This window comes from Pseudomonas sp. F220, assembly GCF_057813935.1.
Window position 1 is genome coordinate 205,819 of sequence record NZ_JBVASJ010000004.1, and the last position, 12,623, is coordinate 218,441.

The following is a 12,623-nucleotide window of genomic DNA, read 5'->3' on the forward strand; positions in this document are numbered from 1 at the left end:
GGGGATTGTGCTCAGACGTGGTTACCTCGCAACTCCTCGATACTGATCTCCCTCATCCGAAACTTCTGAATCTTGCCGGTCACGGTCATCGGAAACTCGTCGACGAACTTGAAGTAACGCGGCGTCTTGAAGTGCGCGATGCGCTCCTTGCACCAGGTTTGAAGTTCCAGCTCGCTGGCCGTATGACCGGGATGGAATTTGATCCAGGCGACGATTTCTTCGCCGTACTTGGCGTCTGGAATGCCGATGATCTGCACGTCCGCCACCGCCGGGTGGGTGAAGAAGAACTCTTCAAGCTCCCGGGGGTAAACGTTTTCGCCACCGCGAATGATCATGTCTTTGTTACGCCCGGCGATGCACACGTAGCCATGCTCGTTCATGGTCGCCAGATCACCGGTGTGTATCCAGCCGGCCTGATCGATGGCCTCCGCAGTGCCTTGCGGATTGTTCCAGTAACCGAGCATCACGCTGTAACCACGGGTACACAGCTCGCCGATCTGCCCGCGCGCAACCGTGTTGCCGGCCTCATCGATGATCTTGCTTTCCAGTTGCGGCTGGGTTCGGCCGACCGTGGTAACGCGTAACTCGAGATCGTCCGCAGGACCGGTCTGCAATGACACCGGACTGGTTTCGGTCATGCCATAAGCAATCTGTACCTCGCTCATGTGCATCTCGCTGATGACCCGGCGCATCACTTCGATCGGGCAAGTTGCTCCGGCCATGATCCCGGTGCGCAGGCTCGACAGATCGAACTCGGCGCGCCGAGGCTGATCGAGCATCGCAATAAACATGGTGGGCACGCCGTACAGCGCCGTGGCCTGTTCTTCGGCGACAGTGCTCAAGGTCAGTAACGGATCGAAGGCATCGTTCGGGTAGATCATGGTGCTGCCATGGGTCACGCAACCGAGGTTGCCCATGACCATACCGAAACAGTGATACAGCGGCACCGGAATCACCAGCCGATCCGCGGCCGTCAGCCCAAGGCTTTCGCCGACCATGTAGCCGTTGTTGAGAATATTGTAATGACTGAGGGTCGCGCCTTTGGGGAAACCGGTCGTGCCGGAGGTGTACTGGATGTTCACCGCTTGATCGAAATGCAGGCTGTTCTGCCGAGCATTCAATTGCTCAATCTCCACCCCAGTGCCCAAAGCAGACAACTGCGACCACGGCAGGAAACCCGATGACGGCTGCGCATCAAGACTAATGACTCCGCGCAAGTCCGGCAGCCGTTCGCTCTGCAGCAAGCCGATGGGGTGCTCTGCCAGTTCCGGTGCCAGGCTTTGCAGCATGGCGTGGTAATCAGAAGACTTGAAGGACCCGGCGCAGACCAGCCATTGGCAGCCGGATTGCTTCAACACATATTCCAGCTCAGAACTGCGATAGGCCGGATTGATGTTGACCAGGATCACTCCGATCTTGGCGCTGGCAAACTGACTGATGCACCACTGGGCGCAGTTGGGCGCCCAGATACCGAGACGGTCGCCAGCCTGCAAACCCAGCGCCATCAACGCTCTGGCATGCAGGTCAACGGCTTCGGCCAGTTGCTTCCAGCTGTAACGCAATTGCTGATGGCGAACCACCAACGCCTCGCCTTCTGGATACTGTGCAGCCGTGTTGTCGAACGCCTGACCGATGGTCAGCGCCAGCAAGGCCTTGTCCTGCGAGCCACGGGTGTAGCTCTGACTTGGGTGAAAACCTGGTTGATCCATAACGACCCCTATTGTCTTTATTGGCGGGTGTGCGGGAGCCGGGGTTGCCCCAATGCCAGTCAGTTAAGCGAACGCTGCCTTTTGTAGGAGCGAGCTTGCTCGCGATGGACGTTAACGATGACGCATGTTTGCTGGATAAACGCGTCGCCCTCAGATCCATCGCGAGCAAGCTCGCTCCTACACATACCCTTAACTGACCGGCATTGGGGCTTGCCCGCGAAATGGGCGCCGCGATTCGTCTGAAAAACCGCGCTATCGTTCATCGCGGGCAAGGACTAGGCGTCCCCCCTGCTCCTACAGAAAACACCTCTACTCTCGCTCAAGTTGACGTTAACGTAAAGGGTGATTGACAGCCGCTCATCGCAGGCTTACGTTAACGTAAAGGTGAGAGCTGACCGGGCGCTCTCCACTCCCGACAAAAAGACCAAAGGTGACCCATGAGCTACCCATCCCTGAACTTCGCCTTGGGCGAAACCATCGACATGCTGCGCGATCAGGTTCAGTCCTTCGTCGCCAAAGAGATCGCCCCTCGCGCTGCGCAGATCGACATCGACAACCTGTTTCCCGCCGACCTGTGGCGCAAGTTCGGTGACATGGGGCTGCTCGGGATCACTGTTCCGGAAGAATACGGCGGTGCGGGCCTGGGCTATCTGGCCCACGTGGTGTCCATGGAAGAAATCAGCCGCGGCTCGGCCTCGGTCGCCCTCTCCTACGGCGCGCACTCCAATCTCTGCGTCAATCAGATCAACCGTAACGGCAACCATGAGCAGAAAACCAAGTACCTGCCGAAACTGATCAGCGGCGAACACGTTGGTGCCCTGGCCATGAGCGAACCTAACGCCGGTTCCGATGTGGTCTCGATGAAATTGCGCGCCGACAAACGCGGCGACCGCTATGTGCTCAATGGCAGCAAGACCTGGATCACCAACGGTCCGGATGCCAACACCTACGTGATCTACGCCAAGACCGACCTGGAAAAAGGCGCCCACGGCATCAGCGCCTTCATCGTCGAGCGCGACTGGAAAGGCTTCAGCCGCAGCAGCAAATTCGACAAGCTCGGCATGCGCGGTTCGAACACCTGCGAGCTGTTCTTCGACGACGTCGAAGTCCCGGAAGAAAACCTGCTAGGCGCCCTCAACGGCGGTGTGAAAGTGCTGATGAGCGGCCTCGACTACGAGCGCGTGGTGCTCTCAGGCGGCCCGACCGGGATCATGCAAGCCTGTATGGATCTGGTCGTACCGTACATCCATGACCGTAAACAGTTCGGCAAAAGCATCGGTGAATTCCAGCTGATTCAAGGCAAGGTCGCTGACATGTACACGCAGCTCAACGCCAGCCGTGCTTACCTGTACGCCGTGGCCCAAGCCTGCGAGCGCGGCGAAACCACCCGCAAGGACGCCGCTGGCGTGATCCTCTACAGCGCCGAACGTGCAACCCAAATGGCCCTCGACGCGATCCAGATTCTCGGCGGTAACGGCTACATCAACGAATTCCCCGCAGGTCGTCTGCTGCGCGACGCCAAGCTGTACGAAATCGGCGCCGGCACCAGCGAGATTCGTCGCATGCTGATCGGTCGTGAACTGTTTAACGAGACGAAGTAATTCGTCAGCTGCAAGCGGCAAGCTTCAAGCGGCAAGTGGATTCGCTCTTACTTGCAGCTTACGGCTTGAAGCTTGCGGCGCTTACGGAGTAAGCCATGATTTTGCATACCCAGCTCAACCCGCGCTCGGCGGAGTTCGCCGCCAACAGCGCGGCAATGCTCAAACAGGTCGACGCGCTGCATACCTTGCTCGCCCAGGTCCAGCAAGGCGGCGGCGCCAAGGCCCAAGAGCGCCACACATCCCGGGGCAAACTACTGCCGCGCGAGCGCATCAATCGCCTGCTTGATCCGGGTTCAGCGTTTCTGGAAATCAGCCAATTGGCGGCCTATGAGGTCTATGGCGAAGATGTTCCGGCCGCTGGCGTGATCGCCGGGATCGGCCGGGTCGAAGGCGTCGAGTGCATGATCGTCGCCAACGACGCCACGGTAAAAGGCGGCTCCTACTATCCGCTAACCGTGAAAAAGCACCTGCGCGCCCAGGCCATCGCACAGCAGAATCGCCTGCCCTGCATTTATCTGGTGGACTCCGGCGGCGCCAACCTGCCGCGTCAGGATGAAGTGTTCCCGGACCGCGAGCACTTCGGGCGGATCTTCTTTAATCAGGCCAACATGAGCGCCATGGGCATTCCGCAGATTGCCGTGGTCATGGGTTCCTGCACCGCTGGCGGTGCTTATGTACCGGCCATGGCCGATGAAGCAATCATGGTCCGCCAGCAGGCCACCATCTTCCTCGCGGGCCCACCGCTGGTGAAAGCCGCTACGGGTGAAGTGGTCAGCGCCGAAGACCTCGGGGGTGCCGATGTGCACTGCAAGATCTCCGGGGTGGCCGACCACTACGCCGACAGCGATGAACATGCGCTGGCACTCGCTCGACGCAGCGTCGCCAACCTCAACTGGCGCAAACTCGGTGAATTGCAGCAGCGCGCACCGATTGCGCCGCTACTCGCCAGTGACGAGCTGTATGGCGTGGTTCCGGCCGACGCCAAGCAGCCGTTCGATGTGCGCGAAGTGATCGCGCGGTTGGTGGACGGTTCGGTGTTCGATGAGTTCAAAGCGCTGTTCGGTACCACGCTGGTGTGCGGTTTTGCCCATCTGCATGGTTACCCGATCGCGATCCTCGCCAACAACGGCATCCTCTTCGCTGAAGCGGCGCAGAAAGGCGCGCACTTCATCGAACTGGCCTGCCAGCGCGGCATTCCGCTGTTGTTCCTGCAGAACATCACCGGCTTCATGGTCGGTCAGAAATACGAGGCCGGCGGCATCGCCAAACACGGCGCGAAACTGGTGACCGCGGTGGCCTGCGCCAAGGTGCCGAAATTCACCGTGATCATCGGCGGCAGCTTCGGCGCCGGTAACTACGGCATGTGTGGTCGCGCCTACGATCCACGGTTTTTGTGGATGTGGCCCAACGCACGCATTGGCGTGATGGGAGCAGAACAGGCCGCCGGCGTGCTGGTGCAGGTCAAACGCGAGCAGGCTGAACGCAGCGGCCATCCCTTCACCGACGCTCAGGAAGCCGAGATCAAGCAACCGATCCTCGACCAATACGAACAGCAAGGCCATCCCTACTACTCCAGTGCGCGGCTGTGGGACGACGGTGTCATTGACCCGGCGCAGACCCGCGACGTCCTCGCGCTGGCCTTGTCGGCCTCGCTGAATGCCCCTATCGAACCGAGCCGCTTCGGCGTGTTCCGCATGTGACTTGGAGCGAAAAAACATGAGCGACTTCAACACCCTCGAACTGCTGATTGACCCGCGTGGTTTTGCCACGCTGTGGCTCAGCCGCGAACAAAAGAACAACGCCTTCAACGCCGAGATGATCCGAGAACTGATCATCGCCCTGGATCAGGTCCAGAGTAATACGAGCCTGCGTTTTCTGCTGGTGCGCGGGCGCGGCAAACACTTCAGCGCCGGCGCTGATCTGGCCTGGATGCAGCAGTCGGCTGAACTCGACTACCACACCAACCTCGACGATGCCCGCGAACTGGCGGAACTGATGTACAACCTGGCCAAGCTGAAAATCCCAACCCTGGCGGTGGTGCAAGGCGCAGCCTATGGCGGCGCGCTCGGCTTGATCAGTTGCTGCGACATGGCCATCGGTGCTGATGATGCGCAGTTCTGTCTGTCGGAAGTACGCATCGGCCTGGCACCTGCAGTGATCAGCCCGTTCGTGGTCCAGGCCATCGGCGAGCGTGCGGCACGGCGCTATGCCCTGACCGCTGAACGCTTCGGCGGGCAACGGGCACGGGAAATAGGCTTGCTGGCCGAAAGTTACCCGGCCAAAGAACTGGAGCAACAGGTCGAACTCTGGATCAACAACCTGCTGCTCAACAGTCCGGCTGCCATGCGCGCCAGCAAAGACTTGCTGCGCGAAGTCGGCAACGGCGCCCTGACCCCGGCGCTGCGACGCTATTGCGAAAACGCCATTGCGCGGATCCGGGTCAGCCCCGAAGGTCAGGAAGGCCTGCGCGCCTTCCTGCAAAAACGTCCGCCAAGCTGGCAGCCCGACACGACCACTAAGGAGCCGCGTTGATGAGCGCCCCTCTTCTCACCACCCTGCTGGTGGCTAACCGCGGCGAAATCGCCTGCCGGGTGATGCGTACCGCCAAAGCCCTGGGTCTGACCACCGTGGCCGTGCACAGCGCTACTGACCGCGATGCGCGGCACAGTCGCGAAGCCGATATCCGCGTTGACCTGGGCGGTAGCAAAGCCGCCGACAGCTACCTGCAAATCGACAAATTGATCGCCGCCGCCAAAGCCAGCGGCGCCCAGGCCATTCACCCCGGTTACGGTTTTCTTTCGGAAAACGCCGGGTTCGCCCGCGCCATCGAAGCCGCCGGTTTGATTTTCCTCGGCCCACCCGCTTCAGCCATCGACGCCATGGGCAGCAAATCCGCCGCCAAGGCGCTAATGGAAACCGCCGGCGTACCGCTGGTGCCCGGCTACCACGGCGATGCCCAGGACCTGGACACCTTCCGCGACGCCTGTGAGCGCATTGGCTATCCAGTGCTGCTCAAGGCCACGGCCGGTGGCGGCGGTAAAGGCATGAAAGTGGTCGAGGACGTCAGCCAGTTGGCCGAAGCCCTGGCCTCGGCTCAGCGTGAAGCGCAATCGTCATTCGGCAATTCGCAGATGCTGGTGGAGAAATACCTGCTCAAGCCACGTCACGTGGAAATCCAGGTGTTCGCCGATCAACACGGCAACTGCCTGTATCTCAATGAGCGCGACTGCTCGATCCAGCGTCGCCACCAGAAAGTCGTCGAAGAAGCGCCAGCGCCGGGGCTGAGCCCTGAAGTGCGCCGAGCCATGGGCGAATCCGCCGTGCGCGCTGCGCAGGCGATTGGTTATGTCGGCGCTGGCACGGTGGAGTTTCTGCTGGATTCGCGCGGCGAATTCTTCTTCATGGAAATGAACACCCGCTTGCAGGTTGAACACCCGGTCACTGAAGCCATCACTGGCCTCGATCTGGTGGCCTGGCAGATTCGCGTCGCTCAAGGCCAAGTGCTGCCGATGACTCAGGAACAGGTCCCGTTGATCGGGCATGCGATTGAAGTTCGCTTGTATGCCGAAGACCCGAGCAATGACTTCCTGCCGGCGACTGGTCGTCTTGATCTGTACCGCGAATCAGCAGCAGGCCCGGGGCGGCGTGTCGACAGCGGCGTGGAAGAAGGCGATAGCATTTCACCGTTTTACGACCCGATGCTCGGCAAGCTGATCGCTTGGGGCGAGAACCGTGAACAGGCCCGTTTGCGTCTATTGAGCATGCTCGATGAGTTCGCCATCGGCGGGCTGAAGACCAACATCAGCTTCCTGCGGCGCATTGTCGGCCACCCGGCCTTCGCGGCAGCGGAACTCGATACCGGGTTTATTCCACGCTATCAGGACCAACTGCTGCCAGCGCCGAACGAGCTGAGCGACGAGTTCTGGCAAGCTGCGGCTCAAGCCTTTGCACAAAGCCAGCCGGACACCGTGCGTAAAGATGACCGCAGTTCGCCGTGGGCGATTGCCAGCGGTTTCCGTGCCGGGTTGCCGGCACAAACCACCCTGCACTTGAGTTGTGAGGGGCAGGATAAAACGGTCACCCTGGACATTGCCAGTACTCGCTCTGCCGAGCTTTCGGGTGAGCAGTTGCTGATCGAGCACGACGGCCTGCGTCGTCAACATCGGGCAATACGCCGCGGCGACACGCTCTATCTGCATTGGGAGGGCGACCTGCGCAGCATCAAGCCGTACGACCCGATTGCCGAAGTCGAGGCCAGCCATAGCCAGCACGGCGGCCTTACCGCGCCCATGAACGGGAGCATCGTGCGGGTGCTGGTCGAACCTGGACAAGCCGTCGAAGCCGGTGCGCAACTGGTGGTACTGGAAGCCATGAAGATGGAACACAGCATTCGCGCACCCCATGCCGGAGTGATCAAGGCGCTGTATTGCCTGGAAGGCGAGATGGTCAGCGAAGGCAGTGCGTTGGTGGAACTGGAGTCAGTGCAGTGAGGTCATCGGTCCTACGCGTTGCGCAGGACCGATCAGACTAGAACTTCGCCGTGGCCTGCACGACCACGCCAATGATTCGGCATTCATCGGTGTAGAGGGTTTTCGGATAGGTCGGGTTGAGCGGGACGAGGTAGCGTTGCCCGCCCTCTTCGATCAACTTGCGAAAAGACGCTTGCGCACTGCCCGGCCACCGGGCAATAACCAGTTTGCCAGGCACCGCTTCAACAGCCGGGTCGACCAGAATCAGCATGTCTTGCGCAATACTGATGCCGCTCGGGGCTGTCATGGCATCCCCGACCACCACCAGCCAGAACGCTTCGCCTTGAGCATGATAATCGGACAGTTCATAGCGTCCGCTGGAATAGGCCCGTTGCGCCTCGTGCACTTCGCACACACCTTGCCAGTCACTGACCGGATAGCGGAAGTATGGGTTGTACTTGTCTGCCAGCGAGAGGTCGTAACCGTCACCTTCACTCTCCTCACCCTTGGAAGCTCCTGGCTCCCTGATCACCAGCGCCACTTCCAGAAACCCTAACCCCAGCTCCTGAAGAACACGGTTCATGTCTTCAATCTTGGGTTGGCGACGTTTATTCAGCCAGTGGCCAACGCCGCCCTGGGACATCCCTAGGCGCTCTGCGAGTTTCTCTTGAGTGATCTTGAGATCACTCATTTTGGCCTTGACCAATTCGATCCATTTATCCATGGCCGGAACAATACTTTGTGCACTCGGGCTCTCAATACACACATTGTAGTATTTAAATTTTCATCACAAATACACTATGTACTAGGCTTGAGTTTACTTACTTGGCCCACCATCAGAGCACCCGGAATCATGAGCACTCCCAACGATGACTCGTTAGAAATGAAAGCAGATGTCACCTTTGCTTCGCTGAAAGGCAACGCCGCAGCACAGCGCGCCTTAAACTATTACTTGAAACCAGCTGTTTCAGAATCCGAAATCGAAGAAAAACTCTTTGATGTGAAAGGCGGTATCAGCAGCGAAGAAGCCATGGTCCACGCCTCGGGCCTGTTGCGTTGTGCAGCGGCAACTGCTTATGAATCCGCAGAAAACCTCCATGGCGCACACCGCGATCTGGCGTTTTCGGTGGTGCATATGATTGATTTGGCCAAAGCCATGGTGGACAGATCACTGGATGGAAACCAGGCCGATTGAATAGCGTAGCCCGCAGGGTCAACGCAGTGACGGCGTGATGGATTGAATGCGCTGGGGTTTGGGAGAGAACAGGAAAAAATGTCCAACGCAGCGGAAAACATTTGACTTGCAAATGATAATGATTATTATTGCTCGCAGCTGATCGCGAGATCAGTCGATACTCCAAGAGACCTTAGGTCGGACTCCTGGACTATCTCCTCATCAGGCTAATCACGGTTTTTGACCCGGCTTTTTGCCGGGTCTTTTTTTTGCCAGTTTTTCAGGCTTGGCTTCAGGCTAATGAAGACTGGGTACCGCTAGGTTCGATGGCGACGATCGATATCAAAAGGATGTCGTCTTGCAAGAAAACCCCAGCAATGTTGGGGAAAAAGTACCGAAAATAGCACTTGAGAGTCCATCGCATAGTCACTAAGCTGCTGCTGCGTCAAGGACGACGCCCCCACCTTTTTCTCCTCGAAATTCCCCCCCTGTTTCTCCCTCTCTTACGTGTAAAGTAGCAGTCATAAAAATCATACTCAGGTATCCAGACTATGGCCGTGGCTCAAGGCTCCTTTCAAATTACTGCTAACTTCGACAGCGGCAATATCGAGGTGCTGGACACCAGCAATCCGCGGCAAGTGCTGCTGGCTATCAAGCCGGACACCCGCAGCCAGCACTTCCAATGGTTCCACTTCAAAGCCAGCGGTCTGCATGTGGGTCAGGAACATTGGTTCCGTCTGAGCAACGCAAGCAAATCCTCCTATAACAAAGCGTGGAACGGTTACCAGGCCGTGGCCTCCTACGATCACGTCAACTGGTTTCGTGTGCCGACGATTTTCGAGGGCGATACCTTGCGCTTCAGCCTCGAAGCCAGTGCAACGAACGCCTGGTTCGCCTATTTCGAACCCTATAGCCGCGGACGTCATGACTGGCTGATCGAGCAGGCGCTGGCCAAGGCCGGCACCGAACTGCTGGCTACCGGCAAAAGCGTCGAGGGTCGCGACATTCAGTTGCTGCGCAAGGGCACCGGCGCCGAAGGCCAACGCAAGGTCTGGATCATCGCTCAACAGCACCCCGGCGAACATATGGCCGAGTGGTTCATGGAAGGCGTCATCGAGCGTCTGCAACAGCATGACGATCCCGTGATGAAAAAGCTTCTGGCCAGTGCCGACCTGTACCTCGTCCCCAACATGAATCCGGATGGCGCCTTCCACGGCCATTTGCGCACCAACGCCATGGGCCAGGACCTCAATCGCGCCTGGCAGAGTGCGAGCCAGGACATCAGCCCGGAAGTGTTCTTCGTTCAGCAGCAAATGGAAAAGTACGGCGTCGACCTGTTTCTCGATATCCATGGCGACGAAGAAATCCCCTACGTCTTCACCGCTGGCTGCGAAGGCAACCCGGGGTACACCCCACGGATCGAGAAACTCGAAGAGCATTTCCGCAGCCACCTGAAACACCAGACCCGCGACTTCCAGACCACCCACGGCTACACCCGTGACAAACCGGGCAAAGCCAATATGACCCTGGCCTGCAACAGCGTCGGCGAGAAATTCGATTGCCTGTCACTGACCCTGGAGATGCCGTTCAAGGACAACAATGATGCACCGAATGCACTCACCGGATGGTCGGGTAAACGCTCCATGCACTTGGGTAAGGATGTGTTGACGACGGTGGCGGACATGGTCGAAGTGTTGCGCTAAGCCACAATTGGGCTGCATGCCATCAACCGGGCATGCAGCCCGCTTCACTCCACTGCCACCCGCCGACAATCCTTGGGCCCCAACAACCGTCCATCCTCCGAGCGCAGCTCCAAACGCCGCAGCGGTTGCCCTTGCTCGCGGTCAACCATCGTCGAATGCTGCTCCCCCGCCTCATAGAAAAACGCCTCGCCCCACTGCCGCAACCCGATGATCAGGTTGAACAGGCCGTTACCTTTTTCGGTTAGCACGTATTCCTGATAAGCACTGCCATCCGAGGCTGGCACCACTTCGAAAATTCCGTGGGCCACTAACGTTCGCAAGCGCGCCGAGAGGATGTTCTTGGCCATGCCGAGGTTGCGCTGGAACTCGCCGAAGCGACGAATGCCATCGAAGGCATCACGAATGATCAGTAACGACCACCAGTCGCCAATGGCGTCCAGTGAACGGGCGACCGGGCATTCGGCGCCCGCAAGGCTTGTGCGTTGGACCATGGGTTGAGCTCACAACTCGAAGAACAGGAAAGTGGTTGCAATATAAAACCAGCCTCTCTACCGTACAAGTGGTTTTATTACGAAACCACTTGAGATGGAGCCAGGCATGACGCTTGAATCACCGATCCTTAACCCGCTTCAACAGCCATACATCAGCAAAGGTGTGGTGCTGCTGTTCGCCATCGCCTGCGGGCTGTCTGTGGGCAATGTCTATTACGCGCAGCCGCTGCTCGACGCCATGGCTCAGGCCTTCAGCATGGACCCGGCAACCATCGGCATTATCGTGACCCTCACGCAGGTCGGTTATGGGCTGGGCTTGCTGCTGTTGGTGCCGTTGGGGGATTTGCTCAATCGGCGGCGTTTGATTGTCGGTCAGATGCTGCTGTCGGTGCTCGCACTGATGATGATCGCCCTCGCGCAGAACAGCCTCTGGCTGCTGATCGGCATGGCGCTGACCGGCCTGTTGGCGGTGGTGACTCAGGTGCTGGTGGCCTATGCCGCGACCCTGGCGCTGCCGACCGAGCGTGGCCGCGTGGTGGGTGTGGTCACCAGCGGCATCGTCGTCGGCATCCTGCTGGCGCGCACAGTGGCCGGGAGCATGGCCGACCTGGCAGGCTGGCGTTCGGTCTATCTGCTGTCGGCGGGCCTGACATTGCTGATGGCCCTGCTGCTGTTGCGTGTGCTGCCGAGGAGCGAACACACGAAGCCGACCAGTACCTATATTCAGTTGATCGGCTCGGTATTTACCTTGTTCAAGGAGGAGAAAGTCCTGCGCGATCGCGCGGTCATCGCCATGCTGATTTTCGCCGCAGGCACGGTGCTGTGGACACCCTTGGTACTGCCCCTGAGCGCACCGCCGCTGTCGCTGTCACACACCGAGATCGGCTTGTTCGGCCTCGCCGGTGCCGCTGGCGCGCTCGGCGCAGCGCGCGCCGGACATCTGGCTGACCGCGGCCTGGCTCAATGGACCAGCGGCCTGGCACTTTCGCTAATGCTGGTCTCCTGGCTGGCCATAGCCTTCACTCAGTCATCATTGTGGGCGCTGTTGATCGGTGTGATTACGTTCGACCTGGGCTTGCAAGCGGTACATGTCACCAGCCAAAGCATGATCTACAGCGTGCGCCCCGAAGCCCAGAGCCGGTTGGCGGCAGGCTACATGTTGTTTTATTCCATCGGTAGCGCGCTGGGATCGATCGGCTCGACCGCGATGTATGCCTGGTCAGGCTGGATCGGTGTTTGCCTGTTGGGCGCAGGGATCAACGCCATAGCCCTGGGGTATTGGCTGCTTACCTTGAAAAGCGGCGTATTCCAACAATGCACCACGGGACCTGAGGCCAGTGACTATCTGACACCCTCGTAGCCGCTGGCGTAGCCTGCGTCCGGCCGCGCAGCAGTCGTAAAATCAGACACCGCGGTTTTTCAGGTTAACCGTGGAGGCAGGATTTAGACCGCTGCGCAGCCGAACGCAGCCTGGCG

Annotated in this window: 10 protein-coding genes; 7 read left to right on the top strand and 3 right to left on the bottom strand. The window is 59.2% G+C overall.

Annotated elements, in window-relative coordinates; translation table 11 throughout:
- Positions 1 to 11: 11 nt before the first annotated feature.
- A complete protein-coding gene (locus ACZYSM_RS06210) occupies positions 12 to 1,709 on the bottom strand; it encodes an AMP-binding protein (protein WP_489069893.1) in 1,698 nt (565 codons plus the stop codon).
- Between the two features lie 437 nt (positions 1,710 to 2,146).
- Between ACZYSM_RS06210 and ACZYSM_RS06215 the strand changes: the two genes are divergently transcribed.
- From ACZYSM_RS06215 to ACZYSM_RS06230, 4 genes are all read left to right on the top strand, one after another.
- Positions 2,147 to 3,310, top strand: a complete 1,164-nt coding sequence (locus ACZYSM_RS06215; protein ID WP_489069895.1) for an isovaleryl-CoA dehydrogenase — start codon at positions 2,147 to 2,149, stop codon at positions 3,308 to 3,310.
- A 95-nt stretch (positions 3,311 to 3,405) separates the two neighbouring features.
- On the top strand, positions 3,406 to 5,010 hold the full coding sequence (locus tag ACZYSM_RS06220) for a carboxyl transferase domain-containing protein (RefSeq protein ID WP_489069897.1): 1,605 nt from the start codon (positions 3,406 to 3,408) through the stop codon (positions 5,008 to 5,010).
- A 16-nt stretch (positions 5,011 to 5,026) separates the two neighbouring features.
- Entirely contained in the window at positions 5,027 to 5,842 is an 816-nt protein-coding gene (locus ACZYSM_RS06225) for a gamma-carboxygeranoyl-CoA hydratase (protein WP_489069899.1), read from the top strand.
- A complete protein-coding gene (locus ACZYSM_RS06230; protein WP_489069901.1) occupies positions 5,842 to 7,800 on the top strand; it encodes an acetyl-CoA carboxylase biotin carboxylase subunit in 1,959 nt (652 codons plus the stop codon). Before ACZYSM_RS06225 ends, ACZYSM_RS06230 begins: the two co-directional genes overlap by 1 nt.
- 37 nt (positions 7,801 to 7,837) lie before the next feature.
- Here the strand turns inward: ACZYSM_RS06230 and ACZYSM_RS06235 are convergent, their stop codons facing one another.
- A complete protein-coding gene (locus ACZYSM_RS06235; RefSeq protein ID WP_489069903.1) occupies positions 7,838 to 8,503 on the bottom strand; it encodes a LexA family protein in 666 nt (221 codons plus the stop codon).
- A 129-nt stretch (positions 8,504 to 8,632) separates the two neighbouring features.
- On the opposite strand from ACZYSM_RS06235, the gene ACZYSM_RS06240 reads away from it, so the two are divergent.
- Entirely contained in the window at positions 8,633 to 8,974 is a 342-nt protein-coding gene (locus ACZYSM_RS06240; protein WP_489069904.1) for a DUF6124 family protein, read from the top strand.
- A 530-nt stretch (positions 8,975 to 9,504) separates the two neighbouring features.
- Positions 9,505 to 10,656: a M14 family metallopeptidase gene (locus ACZYSM_RS06245; protein ID WP_489069906.1), complete on the top strand. Its 1,152-nt coding sequence runs from the start codon at positions 9,505 to 9,507 to the stop codon at positions 10,654 to 10,656.
- Positions 10,657 to 10,700: 44 nt separating this feature from the next.
- Here ACZYSM_RS06245 and ACZYSM_RS06250 read toward each other — a convergent pair whose 3' ends face one another.
- Positions 10,701 to 11,147 carry a winged helix-turn-helix transcriptional regulator gene (locus ACZYSM_RS06250; RefSeq protein ID WP_489069908.1) on the bottom strand — a complete coding sequence of 149 codons (447 nt, stop codon included), beginning with the start codon at positions 11,145 to 11,147 and terminating at the stop codon, positions 10,701 to 10,703.
- Positions 11,148 to 11,253: 106 nt separating this feature from the next.
- On the opposite strand from ACZYSM_RS06250, the gene ACZYSM_RS06255 reads away from it, so the two are divergent.
- Positions 11,254 to 12,507 carry an MFS transporter gene (locus tag ACZYSM_RS06255; protein WP_489069910.1) on the top strand — a complete coding sequence of 418 codons (1,254 nt, stop codon included), beginning with the start codon at positions 11,254 to 11,256 and terminating at the stop codon, positions 12,505 to 12,507.
- The last annotated feature ends 116 nt before the right edge of the window (positions 12,508 to 12,623 follow it).